This window comes from Streptomyces sp. NPDC051578, assembly GCF_044454045.1.
In the GTDB taxonomy this organism is placed as follows: domain Bacteria; phylum Actinomycetota; class Actinomycetes; order Streptomycetales; family Streptomycetaceae; genus Streptomyces.
On sequence record NZ_JBITDH010000001.1, the window covers coordinates 1,341,375 to 1,365,838 of the forward strand.

Here is a 24,464-nt window from a genome sequence, read left to right on the forward strand (position 1 = left end):
CGTGGCCCGTCTCGACCGTCACTCAGGGTTGTCGGCGAGCGACCTCGCCGCTCTGACGCAGTGCGCCTGTGCCGCGCGGGCGTAGGCGGGCGAGGCGCCCGCCAGACCGCACGACGGGGTGACCACGACGGACTCGGCCAGAGTCCCCGGGGCCAGCCCCAGCCTGCGCCAAAGCTTCCTGACACCCATGACGCTACCGCCCGGGTCTGACAACGGGGCATCGGTGCCGGGCACCACTCCGGCGAAGAGTTTCAGGCCGTCCTCGACCGCTTCACCGACGGCGTCGTCCTCGCGCTCGGTGAGCAAGGAGAAATCGAACGACACGCCCGCGGCGCCGGCTCGCCGCAGGAGGCCGAAGGGCACCTCGGGCGCGCAGGAGTGGACGATCACCTCGCCGCCCCCGACGGAGTCCGTGACGGCGAACAGCTCGCGGAGCGTGCCCTCGACCACCTGCCGGTCGACCGCCCGGTAGGTGCGGTAGCCGCTCGCGGAGCGGACCCGGCCGAGCAGGACGGAGGTCAGCGACGGCTCGTCGAACTGGAGCACGATCTGCGCGCCGGGTACCCGCCGCCGTACGTCGACGAGGTGCTCGCGCAAGCCCTCGGCGAGGGATCCGGCCAGGTCACGGCAGGCGCCCGCGTCCTGGAGCATGGCCTCGCCGCCGTGCAGCTCCAGGGCGGCGGCCAGGGTCCACGGGCCGACGGCCTGGACCTTGAGCTTGCCCCGGTACCCCTGGGTGAACTCCTCCAGGGCGTCCAGGTCCTCCCCGAGCCAGGACCGCGAGCGCCTGGTGTCGCGGCCGGGGCGGTCGCTGACGCGCCAGCCGCTGGGTTCGACGTGCGCGTACATCTCCACGAGCAGCCCCAGGGTGCGGCCGATCATGTCGGCGCCCGGCCCGCGGGCGGGCAGCTCGGGGAGGTACGGGAACTCCTCGAAGGAGCCGGTGGCGGTCCTGGCGGCTTCGCGGGCGTCGCCGCCGGGCAGCGAACCGACGCCGGTGGCGTTCACGGTCATCGGCCGGGCCTCACGGACAGGTCGTTGACCTCGGCGTCGCGGGGCAGGTCGACGGCCATGACGATGGTGGTGGCCACCGATTCGGGGTCGATCCAGTCGGCGGGGTCGTACTCCCTGCCCTCCTGCGAGTGCACCTTGGCCTGCATGGGGCTGGCGGTACGGCCCGGGTAGACGGAGGTGACGCGGACGCCGTGGGGCTTCTCCTCGGCGCGCAGGGAGTCGGCCAGCGCCTTGAGGCCGTGCTTGGAGGCGGCGTAGGCGCTCCAGTCGGCGTGGGCGCTCAGGCCGGCGCCGGAGTTCACGAAGACGACGGTGGCGTGTGAGGCCCTCAGGGTGGGCAGCAGCAGCCGGGTGACCTCGGCGGGGGCGATGAGGTTGACGTTGAGCTGCTGGTGCCAGGTCTTGGGGCGCAGCTCCCCGACGGGGCCGAGGTCGACGATGCCGGCGATGTGCAGGAGGGAGTCGATCCGTTCCGGGACGGCCTGCTTGGAGAACGCCCAGGAGAGCCGGTCGGGGTCGGCGAGGTCGCCGACGAGGGCGCGGGAGCCGGGGTAGCGGTCGGTGAGCTGCCTGGCGCGGCCGGCGTCGCGGGCCAGCAGGACGAGGTCGTCGCCGCGGGCGTGCAGGCGGGCGGCGACGGCGGCGCCGATGCCGGATCCGGCACCGGTGATCAGGTGAGTAGCCATACGGCCATGCTCGCACCCCGGGGGCGGGCCGTTGTCCGCGCCGGGGTGCGGTGGGGGGCCCGGGTCAGAGGCCGGCCGCCTCGCGCAGCCCGGCCGCGGTCTTGCGGGCGTCGTAGCCCGGCGGGACGCCGTCGACCAGGATGATCTCGCCCGGGATGTGGCGGGTGCGGAGCGGGACGAGGGCCTGGTAGGCGGGCGAGCCGTACCAGGCGCGGGCGCGCTCGATGTCCGGGAAGCCGATCACGACGAGCGTGCCGGGGAAGGTGCCTTCCATGACCTCCACCTCGGCTCCGTGGACGAGGAAGCGGCCCTCGTACGGGTCCATGGTGGCCTGGATCTCCTCGATGTAGCGCAGGATCTCCTCGTTCATCGTCTCCGGACGTATGTGGCCGATGGCGTACGCGGTCATGGCTGTCTCCCCTGTCGGCTGTCCCGGGCGGTCCGGGCCGTTGCTCCGATCCTGCCAAGCGGCGCCCGGCGGGGCGATTACCCCGGAGGTCATGCCTCCACGAGCGCCGGGCGGAAGGTGCGCCGGTAGGCGATCGGGGAGATGCCCAGGGCGGCGCGCATGTGCTGGCGCAGGGAGTTCGCGGAGCCGAAGCCGCAGCGGTGGGCGACGAGGTCGACGGGCAGGTCGCTGGATTCCAGCAACTGCCTCGCCAGGTCGAGGCGTTGGCCGGTGAGCCACTGGACGGGGGTCATGCCGACCTCGTCGCGGAAGCGTCGGGTGAAGGTGCGCAGGCTCATCCTCGCGTGCGCGGCCAGCTCGGCCAGGGTGAGCGGCTGGGCGAGCCGCTCCAGGGCCCAGGCACGGGTGGCGGTGGTGGTGGCGACGGTGGGTTCGGGGACCGGCCGGTCGATGTACTGGGCCTGGCCGCCGTCGCGCCACGGGGGTACGACGCACAGCCGGGCCGCGCGGTTGGCGACGGCCGTGCCGTGGTCGGCGCGGACCAGGTAGAGGCAGAGGTCGATGCCGGCGGCCACGCCGGCCGAGGTGAGGAGGTCGCCGTCGTCGACGAAGAGCACGTCCTCGTCGAGCTTGACGCGCGGGAAGGCCCGCTGGAACTCCGGTGCGTGCACCCAGTGGGTGGTGGCGGGCCGGCCGTCGAGCAGCCCGGCGGCGGCGAGCACCTCGGAACCGGTGCAGATGGACACGATGCGGGTGCCGGGGCGGATGGCCGCGAGGGCGTCGAGGAGGGACGCCGGCAGGGGTTCGCCGCGCAGCAGTCCGGGCATGGCGTGGGTCGGCGGGACGATCACGGTGTCGGCCGCGGCGAGGGCTTCGGGGCCCGCGGCGACGGCGACGGTGAAGCCCGCGTCGGTGGCGACCGGGAGGCCGTCCGCGGTGCAGACGGTGACCTCGTAGAGGGCGCTGCCGTCCGCGGCGCGGGCGTTGCCGAAGACGCGCGAGGGCATGCCGAGCTCGAAGGGGGCGACACCTTCGAGGGCGAGTACGGCGATTCGATGCAAAGCGGGCATGGCCAGATCCTGTCACATGGTGGCCGTACGGCCAACACCATCGGGTGCGGCGAGCGGCCAAGCTGGTGCCACGGGCCGGAACGACCGGCCCGGAGCACCACAGAACGCAACAGGGCGCAACAGAGCGCTACGAAGGAGACAGTCATGCGCGCGGTCGTCGTCAGCCAGTGGGGTGGCCCCGAGGTTCTCACCGAGGTCGAGGCCGAGCGGCCCGAGCCGGGTCTGAACGAGATCCTCGTGCGGGTCCACGCGGCCGGCGTGAACCCGGTGGACTTCAAGACCCGTGCCAGTGGCGCCCTCATCGGCTGGGGCGACGTCCCGATGGTCGGCTGGGACGTCTCGGGCACCGTCGAGGCGGTCGGCCCGGGCGTGACGCTGTACCGCGCGGGCGACGAGGTCTACGGCATGCCGAACTTCCCGCGCCAGGCGGGCGGCTACGCCGAGTACGTGGTCGCCCCGGCCCGGCACTTCGCACCGAAGCCCGCCTCCCTGGACCACGTGCAGGCGGCGGCGCTCCCGCTGGCCGCGCTGACCGCCTGGCAGGCGCTGGTGGACACGGCCGGGCTGCGCGCCGGGCAGCGGGTCCTGGTGCACGCGGCGGCGGGCGGGGTCGGCCACCTGGCCGTGCAGATCGCCAAGGCGCGCGGCGCGTACGTGATCGGCACCGCCAGCGCGGGCAAGCACGAGCTGCTGCGCGAGCTGGGCGCCGATGAGGTCGTCGACTACCGGACCACCGACTTCGAGGACGCCGTCTCCGATGTGGACGTCGTGCTCGACGCGGTCGGCGGGGACCTCGGGCAGCGCTCGCTGAAGGTGCTCAAGCAGGGCGGACACCTGATCACCCTGCCGGGCCCGGACGGCCTCCCGGAGGACCCGCAGGGCGTGCACGCCGCCTGGATGCTCGTGGAGCCGGACCTCCGCGGCCTGCTGGAGATCGCCGCGCTGGCCGACGCGGGGGAGCTCCGCGTGGTCATCGACACGGTGCTGCCGCTGGAGCAGGCGGCGAAGGCCCACGAGATCGGCGAGCAGGGCCGGACCACCGGCAAGATCGTCCTGACGGTGGCCTGAGCCCGGCGGCCCGGGCCGGACCGGCCCGGGCCCCCGTCAGACGTTGGCGGCGGCGCGGGTGGTGGAGGCGATGGTGGCGGAGCCGACCACGCGCGTGCCGTCGTAGAGCACGATGGCCTGGCCGGGGGCCACGCCGCGTACCGGCTCCGTGAAGGAGACGCGCAGCTCCCCGTCCACGACCTCGGCGTGCACCTCGCTCTCGCCGCCGTGGGCGCGCAGCTGGGCGGTGTACGTCCCCGGGGCGGCCGGGGCGGAGCCGCACCAGCGGGGGCGGATGGCGGTGAGGGCACTCACGTCGAGGGCCTCGGCGGGGCCGACGGTCACGGTGTTGTTCACCGGCGAGATGTCGAGGACGTAGCGCGGCTTGCCGTCGGGGGCCGGGTGTCCGATGCGCAGGCCCTTGCGCTGGCCGATGGTGAAGCCGAAGGCGCCGTCGTGGCTGCCGACCTTCTCTCCGGTCGCGCCGTCCACGATGTCGCCCTCGGCCTTGCCGAGGCGGCTCGCGAGGAAGCCCTGGGTGTCACCGTCGGCGATGAAGCAGATGTCGTGGCTGTCGGGCTTCTTGGCGACGGCCAGCCCGCGGCGCTCGGCCTCGGCGCGGATCTCGTCCTTGGTGGTGAGGGTGTCGCCGAGCGGGAAGAGGGCGTGGGCGAGCTGCTTCTCGTCCAGGACGCCGAGGACGTACGACTGGTCCTTGGCCATGTCGCAGGCGCGGTGCAGCTCGCGGGAGCCGTCCGGGTTCTCCACGACGGTGGCGTAGTGGCCGGTGCACACGGCGTCGAAGCCGAGGGCGAGGGCCTTGTCGAGCAGCGCCGCGAACTTGATCTTCTCGTTGCAGCGCAGGCACGGGTTGGGGGTGCGGCCGGCCTCGTACTCGGCGATGAAGTCCTCCACGACGTCCTCGCGGAAGCGTTCGGCGAGGTCCCAGACGTAGAACGGGATGCCGATGACGTCGGCGGCGCGCCGGGCGTCGCGGGAGTCCTCGATGGTGCAGCAGCCGCGGGCGCCGGTCCGGAAGGACTGCGGGTTCGCGGAGAGGGCGAGGTGGACGCCGGTCACCTCGTGCCCGGCTTCGACCGCGCGGGCCGCGGCGACGGCGGAGTCCACACCGCCGGACATGGCGGCCAGGACGCGAAGGGGGCGGGGGGTGCGCGGCAGGTTCTCAGTCATAGCACCGTCCAGGGTACGGGGGAACCGCCCGGGGTCACAGCGCGTTGTCAGGAGCGGGGGGTGGATCACATGGGGAGCAGGGGCAGGACCCGCAGGGCCGTGCTGTTCGGAGGGCTCGGGATCTTCGCGGTGGCGGCGGTCGCCGGTCGGGAGGAGCTCGGGCGCGCGTGGTGGCTGCTTCCGGGGGTGCCCCGGCCCCGGAAGGAGGGGGCGCTGGACCACGCGGGCGCGAGCTGGACGGCGGCCTCGCCGGCGAACTGGCGGTTGGCGGACCGGCCCGAGGACTACCGGGTCGACCGGATCGTCGTCCATGTCACGCAGGGCAGCTTCGACACCTCGGTGGACGCCTTCAAGAACCCGTGGCACAAGGCGTCGGCGCACTACATAGTCCGCAAGGACGGGCACGTGGAGCAGATGGTCCGGGAGCTGGACGTGGCCTTCCACTCCGGGAACCGCTCGATGAACGAGCGCAGCGTCGGCATCGAGCACGAGGGCTTCGTAGACCGGCCGCAGGACTTCACGGACGCGATGTACGCGGCGTCGGCCCGGCTGGCGGCGGACGTCTGCCACAGGTACGGCATACCGGTCGACCGAAGACACCTGCTCGGCCACAGCGAGGTCCCGGGCACCGACCACACGGATCCGGGCCCCCTGTGGGACTGGGACCGGTACCTGCGCATGGTCGGTGAGGCGCTGACGGCCTAGCTGAGGCCGGCGGTGCGGGCCCGGGCCACGGCGGGGCCGATGGCGGCGGCCACGGCGGTGATGTCCTCCTTGGTGGAGGTGTGACCGAGGGAGAACCGCAGGGTGCCGCGGGCCAGCTCGGGATCGGTTCCGGTGGCGAGCAGGACGTGGCTGGGCTGGGCCACGCCGGCGGTGCAGGCCGAGCCGGTGGAGCATTCGATGCCCTGGGCGTCGAGGAGCAGCAGCAGCGAGTCGCCCTCGCAGCCGGGGAAGCTGAAGTGCGCGTTGGCGGGAAGCCGCTCGACGGGGTCTCCGCCGAGGACGGCGTCGGGCACTTCCCGGAGCACGGCGGTGATCAGCTCGTCGCGCAGGGCGCCGATCCGGGTGGCGAAGTCCTCGCGCCGCTCGGCGGCGAGGACGGCGGCGACCGCGAAGGCCGCGATGGCGGGCACGTCCAGGGTGCCGGAGCGGACGTGCCGCTCCTGGCCGCCGCCGTGCAGGACGGGTACGGGGCTCTGGTCGCGGCCGAGCAGCAGCGCGCCGATGCCGTAGGGGCCGCCGACCTTGTGGCCGCTGACCGTCATGGCGGCGAGGCCGCTGCCGGCGAAGCCGACGTCGAGCTGCCCGAAGGCCTGGACCGCGTCGGAGTGCACCGGGATCCCGAACTCGGCCGCGACCGCGGCGAGTTCGCGGACCGGCAGCACGGTGCCGATCTCGTTGTTGGCCCACATGACGGTGGCGAGGGCGATGTCGTCGGGGTTGCGTTCCACCGCTTCCCGGAAGGCCTCGGGGTGTACGCGCCCGTACCGGTCCACGGGCAGGTACTCGACGCGGGCGCCCTCGTGCTCGGCGAGCCAGTCGACCGCGTCGAGGACGGCGTGGTGCTCGACGGGGCTCGCGAGCACGCGGGTGCGCGCGGGGTCCTGGTCGCGGCGGGCCCAGTAGAGGCCCTTGACGGCGAGGTTGTCGGCCTCGGTGCCGCCGGCGGTGAAGACCACCTCGCTCGGGCGCGCGCCGAGGGCTTCGGCGAGTGCCTCACGGGCCTCCTCGACGGTGCGGCGGGCGCGGCGGCCTGCGGCGTGGAGGGAGGACGCGTTACCCGTGGCGGCGAACTGCGCGGTCATCGCCGCAGCTGCCTCCGGCAGCATCGGCGTGGTAGCGGCGTGATCGAGGTAGGCCATGATCCCCCGATTCTACGAGCCCCCGCCGCCCCCGACCCCTCCGGGCCCCGAGCCGGTCCCGACCCGCCCTTCCACCGTTGCGCGGGCCGCCCGGGGCTGCGTCCGGGTACCCGCGTCCCCCACTCCCCGGCCCGGCTCCAGATGGCGCCCCTCGCGCGGCCGGCCTCGGCTGGTGTCACGCGAAGGGCCCCCGGGCGCGGCCATCGCCGGACGGAGTCCGGGGCGGCGGCCCCTGGCCCGGGAGTCCCATCGGGGCCGGGCGGCGCGAGAGCCGGCCCATCGGGGCCGGGCGGCGCGAGAGCCGCGTCAAGAAGTGGTGCGCGGGGCGCGGGCCAGCTGGCGGGACTGGGCCACCAGGCGGTCGGCCGAGTCCCAGACCTCCGCGTCCTCCTCCAGGAAGCCGCCGGCCAGGTTGCGCGTGGTGATGGAGACCCGCAGCGGGCCCGGTGCCGGGCGGTGGCGGATGTGCGTGGTGAGTTCCACGGTCGGGGTCCAGCCCATCAGGCCGAGGTCGAAGGCGGTCGGCGGCAGCGCGTCCACCGCCAGCAGCAGGGACAGCGGGTCCGCGTCCCGGCCGTCGGCCAGCTCGAACCAGGCCCGCATCTCACCCTTGCCGGACGGCGCGCCGACGGCCCAGCCGGCCGTCGCGGGGTCCAGCCGCAACCGCAGCCGGTCGACGATCTCGGAACTGCCCGGGATGGGCGCCGGGCCGGCCTCGGTGCCGAGGCAGTCCTCGTACGCGGGGATGGCCGGGGGCCGCGCCGTGGTGTGGACGGAGTCGGGGAGCGAGTCGAGGTCGCCGTAGGAGGCGAGGACCCGGATGCGCTCGATCTCCGCGCCGCTCTCGTCGTACTGGAAGAGCGAGGCCTGCCCGGTGGAGAGGGTGCGTCCGCTCCGGACGACCTGCGTGCGGACCACGGCGGGACCGGGCACGGAGGAGGTCAGGTAGTGGGCGGAGACGGTGAACGGGTCCGGGTGCGGGAGGGCCGCCGTCAGTGCCCGGCCGACCAGGGCCAGGAGGTATCCGCCGTTGACCGCGCTGATGATCGTCCAGCCGGCGGAGAGCTCCGTGTCGTACACGCCGGCCTCGCCCGCTCGGGGGGCGATGGCGGTGTCGCGGTCGAACTCGCTGTCTCCGATGGCTGCCTGGGCCGCTGTGTGTGACATGAGGCGAAGGTACACCCGTAAGCTACTAAGCGGTAGCTTTGCTCTGCTACGGCAAGGTCACGGCTCTTCGGTCACGGCCGAGCGGCGGTTCCAGGCCAGCGGCGCCCGCCAGTGGTAGCGGATCGCGAGGAGTCTGAGCACGAAGGCGGTCACGATGGCGACGCCCGTGGTGAATCCGTTCAGCACCTCGAAGCCGATGAACAGGGCCACCATCGAGGCGCCGACCACGGCCGGGACCGCGTACATCTCCCGGTCGCGCAGCAGCGACGGCACCCCGCCCGCGAGGACGTCGCGCATGACGCCGCCGCCGACCGCCGTCGCCACGCCCAGCGCGGCCGACGCGGTGAGGCCGAGTCCGTACTCGTAGGCCTTCGTCGTGCCCGACACGCAGAACAGTCCGAGCCCGGCGGCGTCGCAGACGTTGATCGCGCGGTTGATCCGCTGGACCTCGGGGTGCAGGAAGAAGACGATCGCGGCGGCGACCAGCGGGGTCAGGAAGAAGCTGAGCTCGCCGAACGCGGCCGGCGGGACGGCGCCGATCACCAGGTCGCGCAGCAGCCCACCGCCGAGGGCGGTGACGAGCGCGAGCACACAGATGCCGAAGACGTCGAAGTTCTTGCGGACGGCGAGCAGCGCGCCGGCGGTGGCGAAGACGAAAATGCCCGCGAGGTCCAGGGCGTGCTGGATACCGGGCGGGAAGAGATCGTGGGACACGCCCCCATTGTGCGGGCTGGCGGCGGCGGCCCCGGCACGCCCCCGCCGCGGCGGGACGGCGGCCCGGCACCGGGGCCCCCGGGCGCGTCCGCCCCGGGACCCCGGGCAACAGCCAGTGCTGTGGCCGGGAAGGTTTGCCGGGTCGCGGTGTTCGGTGCGGTGCATCGCAAGGCGAAGGGCCACGTACCACCGTGGTCCGACAACGCGCAGAGGTGCCGTGCCGGGCGCCGCGACCCGGTGGACCTTTCCGGTCACAGCACTAGACGGTCGGCGTCTCCACCGCTTCCGCCGCGCCCGGCAGGGCCTTGTCCCCCGGCGCCTGGTCGGGGGCGTTCTCCGGGTGGTGGCAGGCGACCTGGTGCCCGGTCTTGAGGGCGACCAGCGGCGGCTCCTGCGTGGTGCACAGCTCCGTCGCCTTCCAGCAGCGGGTGTGGAAGCGGCAGCCGCTCGGCGGCGAGATGGGGGACGGCACGTCGCCCTTGAGCAGGATGCGGCCGCTCTTCGCGCCGCGCCGCCTCGGGTCCGGCACCGGCACGGCCGACATCAGCGCGGTCGTGTACGGGTGCATCGGCGCCTCGTACAGCGACTTGCGGTCCGCCAGCTCCACGATCTTGCCGAGGTACATCACCGCGATCCGGTCGGAGACGTGCCGGATGACCGACAGGTCGTGCGCGATGATCACGTAGGTCAGGCCCAGTTCCTCCTGGAGGTCGTCCAGCAGGTTCACCACCTGGGCCTGGATCGACACGTCGAGCGCCGACACCGGCTCGTCCGCGACGACGAGCTTCGGCTTGAGGGCCAGCGCCCGGGCGATGCCGATGCGCTGGCGCTGACCGCCGGAGAACTCGTGCGGGTAGCGGTTGTAGTGCTCGGGGTTGAGGCCCACCAGCGAGAGCAACCGCTGCACCTCCGCCTTGACTCCGCCCTCGGGGGTGACCTTCTGGAGCTTGAACGGCGCTCCGACGATCGTGCCGACGGTGTGGCGCGGGTTCAGCGAACCGTACGGGTCCTGGAAGATCATCTGGACGTCGCGGCGCAGCGGCCGCATGCCGGCCACGCCGAGGTGGGTGATGTCCTGGCCCTCGAACTCGACCTTCCCGCTGCTCGGTTCGAGCAGCCGCGTGATCAGCCGGCCCATCGTGGACTTGCCACAGCCGGACTCGCCGACGATGCCGAGGGTCTCCCCCCGGCGGACGTCGAAGTCGATGCCGTCGACGGCCTTGACCGCCGCGGTCTGGCGGCGCAGCAGCCCCTTGTTGATGGGGAAGTGCTTGACCAGTCCGGTCACCTTGAGGAGCGGCTCCTCGGCGGGGGCGGCGGAGGTCACGGAGGCCGCGGATGCCGCCGGGACATCGGAGGCCCCGGGCTCACCCGTCTTGTTCATGTCGGTCACAGCTTCGGCGCAATCTCTTCGGTCCAGATCCGGGTCCGCTCCGCCTGCGACATGTGGCAGGCGGACCAGTGCCGGCTGTCGTCCTGGGTCAGCTCGGGGCGCTGGGTGCGGGTGATGCCGCCCTTGGGTACGTCGGCGTACGGGCACCGGGGGTTGAAGGCGCAGCCGCTCGGGATGTTGATGAGGCTGGGCGGGGAGCCCTTGACCGGGATCAGCCGCTCGGTCTGGTCGCGGTCGATGCGCGGCATCGAGCCGAGCAGGCCCCAGGTGTAGGGGTGGCGGGGCTCGTAGAAGACCTTCTCGGCGGTGCCGCGCTCGACGCACCGGCCGCCGTACATCACGAGGATGTCGTCGGCCATCTCGGCGACCACGCCGAGGTCGTGCGTGATCATGATGACGGCGGAGCCGAACTCCTTCTGGAGGTCCCGGATCAGGTCCAGGATCTGCGCCTGGACGGTGACGTCCAGGGCGGTCGTGGGCTCGTCCGCGATGAGCAGTTCGGGGTTGTTCACCAGCGCCATCGCGATCATCGCGCGCTGGCGCATGCCGCCGGAGAACTCGTGGGGGTACGCGTCCACGCGCCGGTGGGGCTCCGGGATGCCGACGCGGTCGAGCATCTCGACGGCCCGGGTGCGGGCCGCCTTCTTGTCGACGTCGTTGTGGGTCCGGTACGCCTCGACGATCTGCTTGCCGACCGTGTAGTACGGGTGCATCGCGGACAGCGGGTCCTGGAAGACCATCGCCATCTTGCGGCCGCGGAGCCTGCGCACGTGGTCGGCGTCGGCCCGGACGAGGTCCTCGCCGTCGAGCATGACCTCGCCGGAGATGTGCGGGCGGCTGCGGGCCTGGCCGGTGCGGTGCAGGCCCATGATGGCCAGCGAGGTGACCGACTTGCCGGAGCCGGACTCGCCGACGATGCCGAGCGTCTTGCCGCGGTCGAGGTCGAAGGAGAGCCCGTCGACGGACTTGACCAGTCCGTCGTCGGTCGGGAAGTGGACCTGAAGGTCGCGTACGGACAGGAAGGACGCCGCCGAGGCACGGGACTCGGGCCCCGCCTGCTCGGGCACGAACACGGGTCCGCCGGAGGTGGAGGGGTTGTCGGTCACGTCAGCCTCACGCGCGGGTCGATGACGGCGTACAGCAGGTCCACGATCAGGTTGGCCACGACCACGAACAGCGCGGCGAGCAGGGTCACGCCCATGATGACGGGGAGGTCGCCCTGGCTGATGGCGGCGACGGCCGCCGTCCCCAGGCCCTGGAAGTTGAAGGTCGTCTCGGTGAGCACGGCGCCGCCGAGGAGGCCGCCGAGGTCGAGGCCGAACATCGTGACGACCGGGGTGAGCGTCGAGCGCAGGGCGTGCTTGCGGATGACCACGCCCTCCTTGAGGCCCTTGGCGCGGGCCGTGCGGATGTAGTCCTCGCCGAGGACCTCCAGCATGGTGGCGCGGGTGATGCGGGCGTAGGTGGCGGCGAAGAGGAAGGCCAGGGTGACCCAGGGGAGGATCAGGCTGTTGAGCCAGGCCAGTGGATCCTCGGTCAGGGGTTTGTAGTTGGACACGTCCAGCCAGCCGAGGCCGTAGACGAAGATCGCGGGGGCCACCATGCCGGTGAAAAAGATGGGCAGGGAGACGCCGGCGAGGGCTCCGACCATCACGGTCCGGTCGATGGCGGTCCTGCGTTTGAGCGCGGAGACCACCCCGGTCGCCACACCGGCGATCACCCAGATCACGGCCGCGCCGAGGGCGAGCGAGAGGGTGACCGGCATGCGGTCGAGCATGGTCTCCCAGACGGGGGCCTCGCTCTTGAAGGAGTAGCCGAAGCACGGTGCGGCGCAGTGCGTGACCTCGGTGCCGGAGTCGTAGTCGCGGCCGGCGAAGACGCCCTTGAGGAACAGCCAGTACTGCTCGGAGATGGGCTTGTCGAAGCCCATCTTCACGCGGATGCCGGCCAGGGCGGTCGGATTGGTCTCACGGCCCGCGTACATGAGTGCGGGATCGCTGCCGGTCAGTTTCGGGACCGCGAAGAAGATGCCGAAGGTGACCACGGAGACCACCAGCAGCGTGGCGGCGACGTTGAACAGCCGCCGTATGAGGTAGACGAGCACTGCAGTCGGCCGCCCGGGGCGGGCGGCTGCCGCCCCTCGTGGGGACGGCAGCCGCCGCCTGCGGCCTTCACCTGCCCTTCGGACTAGCGCACGTGCGGTGAAGGCACTTACTTACGTACTTGCTGACCAGCTGGTGGAGGTGACTACTTGGCGACGCCGATGACCGCGAGGTCGATCTTGCCCATGGAGTCGTTGAAGTAGACGTTCGTCAGCCGCGGGTTGTGGTAGACCAGCGCCTTGTCGAAGTTGATCGGCAGGTAGAGCGCCTTCTCCATGACCTTCTTGTTGATGTCCGTGTAGAACGGCGCGGCGGCTTCCGGCGTGGCGGCGGCGGCGGCCTTGTCGAACAGCCCGTTGACCTCGGGGTCGTCGAGCATCGTGTAGTTGTTGTTGCCGGTCTGGGCGATGAACGAACCGTCGACCAGCGGCTGGAGGAAGCCCGCGCCGGAGTTGTAGTCGGCGCCCCAGCCCATCACGATGATCCCGTAGTTCTTCTTCTTCACGTTCTCGGGCGAACCGATGGTGGAGGAGGAGAGCTTGCCGTCGTACTGGTCGATCGTCGCCTTGATGCCGACCTTGGCGAGCGCGGCCTGGAGGGACTCGGCGGACTTGACCTCGGGGGCCTTGTTGTTGCGGACCGCGATGGTGGTCTCGAACCCGTCGGGCTTGCCGCACGCCTTGAGGGCGGCCTTCGCCTTGTCCTCCTGCGGCTTGCCCGCCGTCAGGTTCCACGGGTCGTAGGACTTGTCGGCGCCGGGGACACCGGGCGGCAGCATGTTCGCGCCGAGGTCACCGCTGGTCGGGCCGCCGCGGGCGTTCTGGAGCGACTTCGGGTCGGCCGCGTAGATGACGGCCTTGCGGCACTCGATGTTGTCGAACGGCGCGACCGTCTGCGGGAAGGCGAAGTAGCGGATGTAGCCCGTGAACGGGTTGTCCGCGTTCTTCTTGAGGTTCGCGTCCTTGAGGATCTTGTTCTTCGCGGCCTGCTGGACACCGGTGCCGTCGACGGCGAGGTCGATGTCGCCGGAGAGCAGACGCTGGTCCATGTCGTCCGGGTTGGTGGTGACCGTGAAGGTGACCTTGTCCGGCAGACCCTTGCGGACCGTGTCGGTCTTCGGGTCCCAGTTCTCGTTGCGGACGAAGGTCGCGCCCTTGCCGGAGGCGAAGCTCTCGACCTTGTACGGGCCCGTGGAGACCGGCTTGTTGGTGTACGTGGCACCCGAGTCCTTGCCCGCCGGGACGGGCGAGGAGGACGGCATGGCGAGCAGGTACTTGAAGTCGGAGTTCGCGCTCGCCAGGTTGAAGACGATCGTGTGGTCGTCCGGCGTCTGGACGGACTTGAGGCCCATCTTGTCGGGGTCGGTGTCCTTGTACGGCCCCGGGTACTTCTGGCCCTGGTCGAGCTGGTCGATCAGGTAGGTCGGACCGCCGGCCAGCACGTCCTGCGCGAAGACGCGCTCGATGCCGTACTTGAAGTCCTTCGAGGTGATCGGCGCGCCGTCCTCGAACTTCACCCCGTCCTTGATCTTGACGGTGTACGTCTTCCCGTCGTTGCTCAGGACCGGCTCGCCGTCGGCGAGGTCCGGGACGAGCTTGGTGCCCGCGGCACCCGGCTTGCTGTCGTACGCGTAGAGCTGGCGTATGAAGAGGCGCTGCATGTTCCACACGAAGCCGTAGTAGGCGCGCGCCGGGTCGAGGAAGTCGACGTCCTGGGGGGACCAGAGCTTGAGCTCGCCGCCCTTGGCGTCCGAGGCGTTCACGACGCCGGTGGCAGCACCGCTGTAGCCCTTGTCGCCCTTGTCGCCGTCGGCGGCCTTCTTGGTGTCGTCGCCACCGCACGCGGCGGTCAGCGACAGGGCGGCGATCACGGCGGTGATCGCGAGTGCCTGCTTTCTGCGGATCACGGTTGTCCAACCTCCATAGGTGGGTGAATCGAAAGAGCGGTTCAGCTGCCCTTGGGGTCGAGTGCGTCGCGCAGCCCGTCCCCGAAGAGGTTGAACGCCAGGACGGTGATGAAGATCGTGATACCGGGAACCACCATGTACATGGGGTCGTCCTGGTAGATGGGGATGGCGTCGGACAGCATCTTTCCCCAGGAGGCGGTGGGCGGTTTGACGCCGGCACCGAGGAAGCTGAGGGCCGCTTCCGTCAGGATGTTGGTCGGGATGATCAGCGTCGAGTAGACGAGGATCGGCGCGACCAGGTTCGGCAGCAGCTCCTTGATCAGGATGTAGCCGCGGCCCGCGCCGAGGCTGCGTGCCGCCTCGACGTACTCGCGCTCCCGCAGGGACATCGTCTGGCCCCGGACGATGCGGCCGATGTAGGGCCAGCCGAAGAAGCCGATCACGACGATCAGCACCGCCATGCGGACGCTCGAACCCTCCATCCCCAGAAGGCTGTTGGGTACGACGGAGACGAGCGCGATGGTGAAGAGCAGCTGCGGGAAGGCCAGCAGCAGGTCCATCAGGCGGCTGATGACGCCGTCGACCCAGCCGCCGAGGAACCCGGCGAGCGCGCCGAGCAGGCTGCCGATGACGACCGAGACGAAGGCGGCCAGGAAGGCCACGATCAGGGAGATGCGGGCGCCGTAGAGGATCCGGCTGAACACGTCGCGGCCGTTGGTGGGCTCGACGCCCAGCAGGAAGTCGGAACTGGCCCCGCCGAACGAGCCGATCGGCGTGCCGAGGTCGGGATCGATCAAGTCCTCGTGGAACTCGTTGGGCGGGTGGCCCAGCAGGCTCACGATCTGCGGCGCGAAGACCGCCACCAGGATCAGGAAGATCACGACCACGCCGCCGGTCAGCGCGACCTTGTCGCGCTTGAGCCGCATCCATGCGATGCGGCCGGGCGAGCGGCCTTCGATGGCCTTGGCAGGGACGTCGGCTACGGACACGGGTGCGGGCGTCTCCGCGCTCGTGTCATGCAGTGGTGCCGTCATCGTGGTGGGGACCCCTCTCGGCCGACGGGTGTGCCGGCCCATGCCCGCCGCTGTGGCGGCGTTGGTGCGGAGTGGCGCTCGGAGTGCGTGGGACACGCTGAACGCGTGTGAAGTGCAGGAAGTGCGAAACGTGCGGGAAGTGCTGCGGTGAAACGCGGTGTGCGAATGCAGGTGCCGATCACGTGCCGAACCGCGTCCTGGAGGACTGACCGGCTCTTGGGTGGGGAGTCTTCATCGGGCGCTCGACCAGCCGCCAGACCCGCAGTTGAATGGATGCGCAACCGTGATCTGACGCCCTGATTCCCGTTATCCGGACTTCACTCCCACCTGAGCGGAGCAAGACCGTCCGTTCGGTACGCAAACGGGCATCTCGCCCAACTCGCAAGAGTGCTGCGCCTTTTGGGCGTACAACAGCGGCGAAACCAGGACAAGACGAAGGCCGCCGGGAACCGTGGGGGCCGGCGGCCTCGAAATGGCCGGTATTGGCTGTCTCAAAACATGAGCACGTTCCGGAAGGCTGGATTCCGGTGCTGGACTCGTACGAAGGGACCGGTGGGAGGGGCTAGTAGGAAGGGGCCTGGCCCTCGCGGTCGTAGAAGGGACGGGTCTGCGACCGCAGCCACATCGCCACCGGGTCGTGCTCGTCGGCGAGCGCGACGGTGCACACCGGGACGCCCTCCGGGACCGCCCCGACCGACTGCCGCATCATCTCCCGTACGGATTCCAGCGCGGGCGCGGAGGCGTCGTACAGGTCCAGCCCCACCGCCAGGTAAGCCGACCCCAGCGAGGGCTGGACCCAGGCGCGGCGGAGCGAGCGGACGGCGGGCGTGCGGTGCGCGTGCTGGGTCAGCAGCCCGTAGAACTGCGGGAGCTCCAGGGCGGGCTCGGACAGCCGCAGCGGGCCGGCCGGCATCCGGTCGAGGCCGGTGGCGATGCGGCGCAGGTCCGCCCAGGGCAGGCCGAGGCCGCCGCCCTGGGCGTGGGGGTTGAGCCACAGGCCCCAGCGGTCCGGGTACAGGGCGCAGGCGATGTCCCGGCCGGTGACCACCTCGTAGCCGCGGTTCCATCCGCTGGCGGCCAGCTCCTGCGGGGAGGTCACGCAGGGCGCGTAGCCGAGGCCGTCGACCTCCATGCCGCCGTACTGGGCGTCCGGGGAGCCCGGTCGCCCCTGCCAGAGCAGCATCCACAGGCGGCCCTCGGCGAGGGCGTGCAGCAGCGACTCGTAGCTCTCATAGCGCCCGGGAGTCACCTGGCGCAGCATGTGCTCGACCTGACCGGCCGCGGCCGTGCCTGACGCACTCACCCGGTACCCCTCTTCGTCCGCCGTCATCCACGCGTAGGCCCCCAGCTTAAGCGGCCCTACGGGAGGTAGAAGGGGCGTACGCGCTCACGGATGTAGTCGACCACCGGGTCCTGGGCGGCGTCGAGGAGGATCAACTGCACGGGCCAGGGCGGCGGTACGCGGGTGAGGGCCCGCCCCAGGGCCTCCAGCGGGGCACTGCGCGCCTGCGGGTCCCATCCCGCCAGCCGGACACCGATGTACAGCTGCGGCGCCCCGCCCTCGACGCTGGCGAGGCAGCGGTGGGCGGCGGTGACCACGCCGAGGGCGCGGAACTCGTCGGCGGCGGCGGTGAGGAAGTCGACCGGGTCGTCCTGCCAGTCGGGCTCGAAGAGCCGGACGCGGCCGCCGGTGGCGGGGCCGTCGAGGGGGGTGCGGCCGCTGCGGCAGAGCTCCGCGACGGCGGGCGGGGGGAGCGGGACGCCGACGGCGCCCTCGGGGTTGAGGGCGATGCCGAGCTGAGGGGGCAGACCGCGGGCGAACTCGACGGCGGGGGCGACGGCGAAGTCCATGGCGGGGCCGGCGCAGACGCGGAACTGGGCCTCGGAGGTGTAGACGGGGACGTAGGCGTCGCCGCCGATGAGCATGGTCGGGAGGGCGAGGGAGGCGTGCGTGGGGCTCCCGCCGGAGGGCAGCGGCACCCAGACCTGGCTGCGGCCGAGCACCTCCAGGATCCGCGGCCCGGCGTCCGCCTGCCCCAGGGCTGCGCCGAGCACCTGCTCCAGCTCGTTCTCGGGCCACCCGCTGCCGTGCATCCGCCGCCTCCTCGCTCCGCGCTACCCCGCAGACCCTAATCCGTCCCGCCCCCGCCCCGAACCCCGGCCCTCGCCTGCCGGCTCCGCCAATTCAGCCTCGCCGGCGTTTGAGGCGCGGGGTCTGGGGCGGAGCCCCAGGGAGCCCGGCTCCGCCGGGCGCCGGGCTCCGCCCGGACCCGCGCCCCAGGCTCCCCCTGCTACCGCTGGGAGGTGCCCCCACGGGGCTGGGCGTGTCCGGCGGGGCGGGATGGTGCCGGCGGGGGCTGGGGTTGGCCGGCAGCCACGTAACGGCAGGGGCAGCCGCTGGGGCTGGCAGCCGCGCGCCTCGGCGCGGATGGTCGGCCGCTGGGACCGAACGGTGCGGCCCCGGGGCGGGGTGGTCAGCCGAGGGGGCGGGAGTGCGGCCCCGGTCCGGGGGTCAGGGGAAGGTGATGCGGGTGACCGCGGCAGCGGAGGGGCGGTCGAGGAGGGTCGTCGTCGCGCAGCCCGGAGGGGGGTGGCCGGCTTCCGCGGAGCGCAGCAGGCGGGTCACCGCCGCACGGTGGCGGGCGAAGGCGTACGCCGACACCCGCCGCCCCCGCTCCGCCTGGCCCGCCAGCGCCTCCTCGGCGGTGGTGTCCAGCAGCACCAGGTGCAGCGCCCGGCCCCGCCGCCGTGCCGCCGCCGCCAGCAGGCCCCGCACCCACGCCTGGCTGCCGCAGTCGTGCACCACCGCCGAAGCCCCCGACCGCAGGGTCCGCCACAGCCCCCAGTAGTGGGCCAGACGGACCAGCGGCCGGTACACCGCATACGGCACGGCCCCCGGCATCCGCCGCTCCCACCGCTCCCGCGTGTCCTGCGAGTCGATCACCACGGCCCCGGCGGCCCGCTTGATCAGCGTGCTCTTGCCCCCGCCGGGCAGACCGGACACCACCACGACGTCCCCTTCGGCGAAGCAGAGCCGCGGCCCCCGCACCCCGGCCCCGCGCAGGTCCCGGACCCGCCCCGGCTGCACCACCGCCGGCGGCCCCGGCACCGACACGTCCGTACGCCGCTGCGCCGGAACCCCCTCAAGGGTCCCCGTCAAAGCCGGCACTCCGAACCTCCGCACTGTGATCGCCTCCCCCGTCTCTGCCCACTGAATGTAAAGGGACGGTAATCCGCCCCACCCGGTTCCGCCGCCCCGTTCCGTCGCCCTGTTCCGCCCCACCCGGTTCCGCCCTGCTCAAGCCCCGCTAGGCCCGGCCCGGACTTTCGGGCCCGCCCGCCCACACCCGCCCGCCTCGTGCAATGATGTGCGCCATCTGGACACCAACTGCATACCGGCCGCTTGAATCCGCGCGGGAGAGTCCCGGCAGGCCGCAAGGCCATGCCCGGGCGCCGAAGGAGCAAGTTCCTCCCTTGAATCTCTCAGGCCCCGTACCGCGTGGATGAGGCAGATCTGAAAAGCGGGCTGCTCGACAGCTCCACCCAAGGTGCAAGCCGATGACGCACCCGCCCGGCGCGGGAACTCTCGGCGAACCTCTCAGGTTCCGATGACAGATGGGGAGGATCGTCCTCGTCATGTCATGCCCTGGGACCCGGGAGCCACACCCATGAGCACTGCCCCCCGCCTGACCGCGCTCGACGCGCTGCACCGCTCGCTCGGTGCGACCATGACCGACTTCGCGGGCTGGGACATGCCGCTGCGCTACGCCAGTGAGCGCGACGAGCACAACGCCGTACGCACGAAGGCCGGCCTCTTCGACCTGTCCCACATGGGCGAGATCACCCTGACCGGCCCCGAGGCCGTCAAGGCGCTGGACTACGCCCTGGTCGGCAACATCTCCACCGTCGGCGTCGGCCGCGCCCGCTACACGCACATCTGCCAGGAGGACGGCGGGATCGTCGACGACCTGATCGTCTACCGCCTGGGCGAGACCGAGTACATGGTCGTCGCGAACGCCTCCAACGCGCAGACCGTCCTGGACGCCCTGACCGAGCGCGCCGCCGGCTTCGACACCGAGGTCCGCGACGACCGTGACGCGTACGCGCTGATCGCCGTCCAGGGCCCGGAGTCCCCGGGGATCCTCGCCTCCCTCACCGACGCCGACCTGGACGGCCTCAAGTACTACGCGGGCCTGCCCGGCACCGTCGCCGGCGTCCCCGCGCTGATCGCGCGTACCGGCTACACCGGTGAGGACGGCTTCGAGCTGTTCGTCGCGCCCGAGCACGCCGTGGAGCTGTGGCAGGCGCTGACGAAGGCCGGCGAGGGCGTCGGCCTGGTCCCGGCCGGCCTGTCCTGCCGCGACACGCTGCGCCTGGAGGCGGGCATGCCGCTGTACGGGCACGAGCTGACCACCTCGCTGACCCCGTTCGACGCGGGTCTGGGCCGGGTCGTGAAGTTCGAGAAGGAGGGCGACTTCGTCGGCCGCCGGGCGCTGGAGGCGGCCGCCGAGCGCGCCGCCTCCAACCCGCCCCGCAAGCTGGTCGGCCTGATCGCCGAGGGCCGCCGGGTCCCGCGCGCCGGCTTCCCGGTGGTCGCCGGAGGCAAGGTCATCGGCGAGGTCACCTCGGGCGCCCCGTCGCCGACGCTGGGCAAGCCGATCGCCATGGCGTACGTGGACGCGGCGCACGCCGCGCCCGGCACCTCCGGCGTCGGCGTGGACATTCGCGGTACGCATGAGCCGTACGAGGTCGTGGCCCTGCCGTTCTACAAGCGGCAGAAGTAGTCCGCCCCTGCCCGTACAGCGCCACCGCCGCACGGAGCTCCGCACGGAGGTCCGTACGGCGCTGTCCCAGTACCCAAGACCACTGTTCGTATCCACTCCCCCGCATCCAGGAGAATCAGGTCATGAGCAACCCCCAGCAGCTGCGTTTCAGCAAGGAGCACGAGTGGCTGTCGGCCGCCGAGGACGGCGTCTCGACGGTCGGCATCACGGAGTTCGCGGCCAACGCGCTCGGTGACGTCGTCTACGCCCAGCTCCCCGAGGTCGGCGACACGGTGACGGCGGGCGAGACCTGCGGCGAGCTGGAGTCGACCAAGTCGGTCAGCGACCTGTACTCCCCCGTCACCGGTGAGGTCGTCGCGGCCAACCAGGACGTCGTGGACGACCCCTCGCTGGTGAACTCGGCTCCGTTCGAGGGCGGCTGGCTCTTCAAGGTGCGCGTCACGGAGGAGCCGGCCGACCTGCTCTCCGATGCCGAGTACGCCAAGCTCACCGCCGGTAACTGACCCCAGGGGATCCTGATGTCCGTACTGAACACCCCGCTCCACGAGCTCGACCCCGACGTCGCCGCCGCCGTCGACGCCGAGCTCGTCCGCCAGCAGTCGACCCTGGAAATGATCGCGTCGGAGAACTTCGCTCCGGTCGCCGTCATGGAGGCCCAGGGCTCGGTCCTGACCAACAAGTACGCCGAGGGCTACCCCGGCCGCCGCTACTACGGCGGCTGCGAGCACGTCGACGTGGTCGAGCAGATCGCGATCGACCGGATCAAGGCCCTGTTCGGCGCCGAGGCCGCGAACGTCCAGCCGCACTCGGGTGCGCAGGCGAACGCCGCCGCGATGTTCGCGCTGCTCAAGCCGGGCGACACGATCATGGGCCTGAACCTGGCCCACGGCGGTCACCTGACCCACGGCATGAAGATCAACTTCTCCGGCAAGCTCTACAACGTGGTCCCGTACCACGTGGACGAGACCGGCCAGGTCGACATGGCCGAGGTCGAGCGCCTTGCCAAGGAGTCCAAGCCGCAGCTGATCGTCGCCGGCTGGTCCGCGTACCCGCGCCAGCTGGACTTCGCCGCCTTCCGCCGCATCGCGGACGAGGTCGGCGCGTACCTGATGGTCGACATGGCGCACTTCGCCGGCCTGGTCGCCGCGGGTCTGCACCCGAACCCGGTGCCGCACGCCCACGTCGTCACCACCACCACGCACAAGACCCTCGGCGGTCCCCGCGGCGGTGTCATCCTGTCGACGCAGGAGCTGGCGAAGAAGATCAACTCCGCGGTCTTCCCCGGTCAGCAGGGTGGCCCGCTGGAGCACGTGATCGCCGCCAAGGCCGTCTCCTTCAAGGTCGCCGCGTCGCCCGAGTTCAAGGAGCGCCAGGAGCGCACCCTGGAGGGCGCCCGGATCCTGGCCGCGCGCCTGGTCCAGGACGACGTCAAGGCCGTGGGCGTGGACGTCCTGACCGGCGGCACCGACGTGCACCTGGTCCTGGTCGACCTGCGCAACTCGGAGCTGGACGGCCAGCAGGCCGAGGACCGCCTCCACGAGGTCGGCATCACGGTCAACCGCAACGCCATCCCGAACGACCCGCGGCCTCCGATGGTCACCTCGGGCCTGCGGATCGGTACGCCGGCCCTGGCCACGCGCGGTTTCGACGCCGAGGCCTTCACCGAGGTCGCCGAGATCATCGCGCAGGCGCTCAAGCCGGCGTACGAGGCCGAGGCCCTCAAGGCGCGCGTCTCCGCGCTCGCGGCGAAGTTCCCGCTGTACCCGACGCTCTGACGCGGCCGGGCGGGGCCCGGTGCCTGTTCCCACAGGCCCGGGCCCCTTTTTCACGCCCGCCCCGCCGGTGGACGGCCGGGAATGTGAGCCGACGCACACCCCGGCTTCCCCTGGTGGCCCCGTCCGGCAGGCGGGTCGTTCACCTCGCCGCGTTAAGCTCGACCGTCGGACAAAATCCGAACAAACCTCCCTGATCACCTCCGGCTGATCAAACCCGCTCTCCTGTGCCCCTCTCCCACCCACGAGCAGACAAGGGAGTCTCGCCACCGTGGCCATCTCCGTCTTCGACCTCTTCTCCATCGGCATCGGCCCCTCCTCCTCCCACACGGTCGGCCCGATGCGGGCGGCGCGCATGTTCGTGACCCGTTTGAAGAAGGAAGGCGTCCTCGCCCAGACGGCTTCCGTCCGCGCGGAGCTCTTCGGCTCGCTCGGTGCGACCGGCCACGGCCACGGCACCCCCAAGGCGGTCCTGCTGGGCCTCGAAGGCCACTCCCCCCGCTCGGTGAACGTGGAGACCGCCGACGCCGAGGTCGAGCGGATCCGCCAGAGCGGCCGGCTGCGCCTGCTGGGCGCCGAGATAGGCGGGGCCCACGAGATCGCCTTCGACGAGCCGAGCCAGCTCATCCTGCACCGCCGCCGGTCCCTGCCCTACCACGCGAACGGCATGACGCTCTTCGCGTACGACGCCGCCGGCGCCCCGCTGCTGGAGAAGACGTACTACTCGGTCGGCGGCGGCTTCGTCGTGGACGAGGACGCGGTCGGCGAGGACCGGATCAAGCTCGACGACACCGAGCTGAGGTACCCCTTCCGCAGCGGCGACGAGATGCTGCGCATGGCCCGGGAGAGCGGCCTGTCGATCTCCGCGATGATGCTGGAGAACGAGAAGGCCTGGCGCACGGAGGAGGAGATCCGCGAGGGCCTCCTGGAGATCTGGCGGGTCATGCAGGCCTGCGTCGCGCGCGGCATGTCGCGCGAGGGCATCCTCCCGGGCGGCCTCAAGGTCCGCCGGCGCGCCGCGAACACCGCGCGCAAGCTGCGCTCCGAGGGCGACCCGCAGGCGCTGTCGATGGAGTGGATCACCCTCTACGCGATGGCCGTGAACGAGGAGAACGCCGCGGGCGGCCGGGTGGTCACCGCCCCGACGAACGGCGCCGCGGGCATCATCCCGGCGGTGCTGCACTACTACATGAACTTCGTGCCCGGCGCCGACGAGGAGGGCGTGGTCCGCTTCCTGCTGTCGGCCGGTGCGATCGGCCTGCTCTTCAAGGAGAACGCCTCGATCTCCGGCGCCGAGGTCGGCTGCCAGGGCGAGGTCGGCTCCGCCTGCTCCATGGCGGCCGGCGCCCTCGCCGAGGTCCTGGGCGGCAGCCCGGAGCAGGTGGAGAACGCCGCCGAGATCGGTATGGAGCACAACCTGGGTCTGACCTGCGACCCGGTCGGCGGCCTGGTCCAGATCCCGTGCATCGAGCGCAACGGCATGGCGGCGGTCAAGGCCGTCACGGCGGCCCGGATGGCGATGCGCGGCGACGGCTCCCACAAGGTCTCCCTGGACAAGGTCATCAAGACCATGAAGGAGACCGGAGCCGATATGAAGGTCAAGTACAAGGAGACGGCCCGCGGCGGCCTCGCGGTCAACGTCATCGAGTGCTGATCCGCTGAGCAGGGAGGTGAGGGCCGGGCGCGCACGACGCGCCCGGCCCTCACGTCGTCCCCCCGTGCGTGCAACCGTGACGCCGTCCCGGGTGTCTTCAACGGTGTCAGCTTGTCCCCGTCTCTCGGAATCGAGGGGACGTCATGCAGCACGTACGTCGCCGTCAGGTCACCGCCCTGCTCGCGGGCGCCCTGCTCACCGCCGGGGTCGCGCTCGCCGCGCCGGCCTCCGCCGCCTCCACCACGCTGGTCACCAACGCCCGCTGGGGCGGGCACTGCACCTACGACCGGCTCGTCATCGACCTCCAGGGAGCCGCCCCGCCGGTTACCGTCACGCCCGTCTCCGAGCTGGTCTACGACGGGTCCGGCAAGCCCGTCCCGCTGCCGGGCCGGTACTTCCTGGAGATCAGGCTGCACCCCGCCGCCGCGCACGACTCCGCCGGTCACAACGTCTACGTGGGTCCGGCGCTCCAGCAGATCGACCTTCCCAAGCTCAAGGGCATCGCCAAGACCGGCGACTTCGAGGGGTACGTCACCTTCGGCGCGGCCTTCGACACCCCGCCCACCTACAACACGAGCGTGCTGCACGCCCCGGAGCGGTTCGTACTGGACTTTACGCACCCGGCCGCCTGCTGAACCCCGCTCCCGGGCCCCGGG

General features: G+C 71.8%; 23 protein-coding genes and 1 riboswitch. Of the genes, 7 read left to right on the forward strand and 16 right to left on the reverse strand.

What is annotated here, in order from left to right; translation table 11 throughout:
- Positions 1 to 18: 18 nt before the first annotated feature.
- From ACIA6C_RS05935 to ACIA6C_RS05950, 4 genes are all read right to left on the reverse strand, one after another.
- Positions 19 to 1,014, reverse strand: coding sequence for a methionine synthase (locus tag ACIA6C_RS05935; protein ID WP_399273189.1), 996 nt, complete (start codon positions 1,012 to 1,014; stop codon positions 19 to 21).
- A complete protein-coding gene (locus ACIA6C_RS05940) occupies positions 1,011 to 1,700 on the reverse strand; it encodes an SDR family oxidoreductase (RefSeq protein WP_399273191.1) in 690 nt (229 codons plus the stop codon). Before ACIA6C_RS05940 ends, ACIA6C_RS05935 begins: the two co-directional genes overlap by 4 nt.
- 64 nt (positions 1,701 to 1,764) lie before the next feature.
- Positions 1,765 to 2,109, reverse strand: coding sequence for a DUF1330 domain-containing protein (locus ACIA6C_RS05945; RefSeq protein ID WP_399273193.1), 345 nt, complete (start codon positions 2,107 to 2,109; stop codon positions 1,765 to 1,767).
- Positions 2,110 to 2,198: 89 nt separating this feature from the next.
- Positions 2,199 to 3,179: a GlxA family transcriptional regulator gene (locus ACIA6C_RS05950; RefSeq protein WP_399273195.1), complete on the reverse strand. Its 981-nt coding sequence runs from the start codon at positions 3,177 to 3,179 to the stop codon at positions 2,199 to 2,201.
- A gap of 144 nt (positions 3,180 to 3,323) precedes the next feature.
- On the opposite strand from ACIA6C_RS05950, the gene ACIA6C_RS05955 reads away from it, so the two are divergent.
- Positions 3,324 to 4,247 carry an NADP-dependent oxidoreductase gene (locus ACIA6C_RS05955; RefSeq protein WP_366081629.1) on the forward strand — a complete coding sequence of 308 codons (924 nt, stop codon included), beginning with the start codon at positions 3,324 to 3,326 and terminating at the stop codon, positions 4,245 to 4,247.
- A 36-nt stretch (positions 4,248 to 4,283) separates the two neighbouring features.
- On the opposite strand, the gene mnmA is transcribed toward ACIA6C_RS05955, so the two are convergent.
- Entirely contained in the window at positions 4,284 to 5,417 is a 1,134-nt protein-coding gene (gene mnmA, locus ACIA6C_RS05960) for a tRNA 2-thiouridine(34) synthase MnmA (RefSeq protein WP_399273198.1), read from the reverse strand.
- A gap of 69 nt (positions 5,418 to 5,486) precedes the next feature.
- Between mnmA and ACIA6C_RS05965 the strand changes: the two genes are divergently transcribed.
- On the forward strand, positions 5,487 to 6,122 hold the full coding sequence (locus tag ACIA6C_RS05965) for an N-acetylmuramoyl-L-alanine amidase (RefSeq protein WP_399273200.1): 636 nt from the start codon (positions 5,487 to 5,489) through the stop codon (positions 6,120 to 6,122).
- Here ACIA6C_RS05965 and ACIA6C_RS05970 read toward each other — a convergent pair.
- From ACIA6C_RS05970 to ACIA6C_RS06020, 11 genes are all read right to left on the reverse strand, one after another.
- Positions 6,119 to 7,282 (reverse strand): cysteine desulfurase family protein, encoded by a 1,164-nt coding sequence (locus tag ACIA6C_RS05970; protein WP_361128332.1) that lies wholly within the window; start codon positions 7,280 to 7,282, stop codon positions 6,119 to 6,121. The two genes, ACIA6C_RS05965 and ACIA6C_RS05970, sit on opposite strands and share 4 nt — an antisense overlap.
- Positions 7,283 to 7,588: 306 nt before the next feature.
- Complete coding sequence (locus ACIA6C_RS05975) at positions 7,589 to 8,449, reverse strand: thioesterase family protein (protein WP_399273202.1); 861 nt, start codon at positions 8,447 to 8,449, stop codon at positions 7,589 to 7,591.
- A 57-nt stretch (positions 8,450 to 8,506) separates the two neighbouring features.
- Positions 8,507 to 9,163, reverse strand: coding sequence for a trimeric intracellular cation channel family protein (locus tag ACIA6C_RS05980; RefSeq protein WP_399273205.1), 657 nt, complete (start codon positions 9,161 to 9,163; stop codon positions 8,507 to 8,509).
- Positions 9,164 to 9,422: 259 nt separating this feature from the next.
- The gene (locus tag ACIA6C_RS05985) at positions 9,423 to 10,556 is read right to left on the reverse strand and encodes an ABC transporter ATP-binding protein (protein ID WP_399273207.1); all 1,134 of its coding nucleotides are present in this window, start codon (positions 10,554 to 10,556) and stop codon (positions 9,423 to 9,425) included.
- Complete coding sequence (locus tag ACIA6C_RS05990; protein WP_399274490.1) at positions 10,553 to 11,629, reverse strand: ABC transporter ATP-binding protein; 1,077 nt, start codon at positions 11,627 to 11,629, stop codon at positions 10,553 to 10,555. Before ACIA6C_RS05990 ends, ACIA6C_RS05985 begins: the two co-directional genes overlap by 4 nt.
- Positions 11,630 to 11,658: 29 nt before the next feature.
- On the reverse strand, positions 11,659 to 12,660 hold the full coding sequence (locus ACIA6C_RS05995) for an ABC transporter permease (protein WP_399273209.1): 1,002 nt from the start codon (positions 12,658 to 12,660) through the stop codon (positions 11,659 to 11,661).
- A 143-nt stretch (positions 12,661 to 12,803) separates the two neighbouring features.
- The gene (locus ACIA6C_RS06000) at positions 12,804 to 14,564 is read right to left on the reverse strand and encodes an ABC transporter substrate-binding protein (protein ID WP_399273211.1); all 1,761 of its coding nucleotides are present in this window, start codon (positions 14,562 to 14,564) and stop codon (positions 12,804 to 12,806) included.
- Between the two features lie 41 nt (positions 14,565 to 14,605).
- Entirely contained in the window at positions 14,606 to 15,598 is a 993-nt protein-coding gene (locus ACIA6C_RS06005; RefSeq protein WP_399273213.1) for an ABC transporter permease, read from the reverse strand.
- Positions 15,599 to 16,160: 562 nt separating this feature from the next.
- Positions 16,161 to 16,901 (reverse strand): enhanced serine sensitivity protein SseB C-terminal domain-containing protein, encoded by a 741-nt coding sequence (locus tag ACIA6C_RS06010; protein ID WP_399273215.1) that lies wholly within the window; start codon positions 16,899 to 16,901, stop codon positions 16,161 to 16,163.
- Between the two features lie 56 nt (positions 16,902 to 16,957).
- Positions 16,958 to 17,692: an enhanced serine sensitivity protein SseB gene (locus ACIA6C_RS06015; protein WP_366081637.1), complete on the reverse strand. Its 735-nt coding sequence runs from the start codon at positions 17,690 to 17,692 to the stop codon at positions 16,958 to 16,960.
- A 418-nt stretch (positions 17,693 to 18,110) separates the two neighbouring features.
- Positions 18,111 to 18,758, reverse strand: coding sequence for an AAA family ATPase (locus ACIA6C_RS06020; protein ID WP_399273217.1), 648 nt, complete (start codon positions 18,756 to 18,758; stop codon positions 18,111 to 18,113).
- Positions 18,759 to 19,002: 244 nt separating this feature from the next.
- A riboswitch (glycine riboswitch) is annotated at positions 19,003 to 19,106 on the forward strand.
- Positions 19,107 to 19,266: 160 nt separating this feature from the next.
- Between ACIA6C_RS06020 and gcvT the strand changes: the two genes are divergently transcribed.
- The 5 genes from gcvT to ACIA6C_RS06045 all read left to right on the forward strand — a co-directional run bounded on the left by gcvT (position 19,267) and on the right by ACIA6C_RS06045 (position 24,443).
- On the forward strand, positions 19,267 to 20,382 hold the full coding sequence (gene gcvT / locus ACIA6C_RS06025; RefSeq protein ID WP_366079972.1) for a glycine cleavage system aminomethyltransferase GcvT: 1,116 nt from the start codon (positions 19,267 to 19,269) through the stop codon (positions 20,380 to 20,382).
- A 122-nt stretch (positions 20,383 to 20,504) separates the two neighbouring features.
- Positions 20,505 to 20,885, forward strand: a complete 381-nt coding sequence (gcvH, locus tag ACIA6C_RS06030) for a glycine cleavage system protein GcvH (RefSeq protein WP_329198480.1) — start codon at positions 20,505 to 20,507, stop codon at positions 20,883 to 20,885.
- Between the two features lie 15 nt (positions 20,886 to 20,900).
- Positions 20,901 to 22,157, forward strand: a complete 1,257-nt coding sequence (glyA, locus tag ACIA6C_RS06035; RefSeq protein WP_399273220.1) for a serine hydroxymethyltransferase — start codon at positions 20,901 to 20,903, stop codon at positions 22,155 to 22,157.
- A 268-nt stretch (positions 22,158 to 22,425) separates the two neighbouring features.
- Entirely contained in the window at positions 22,426 to 23,808 is a 1,383-nt protein-coding gene (locus ACIA6C_RS06040; protein ID WP_361128366.1) for an L-serine ammonia-lyase, read from the forward strand.
- Positions 23,809 to 23,951: 143 nt separating this feature from the next.
- Positions 23,952 to 24,443, forward strand: a complete 492-nt coding sequence (locus tag ACIA6C_RS06045; protein ID WP_399273222.1) for a hypothetical protein — start codon at positions 23,952 to 23,954, stop codon at positions 24,441 to 24,443.
- The last annotated feature ends 21 nt before the right edge of the window (positions 24,444 to 24,464 follow it).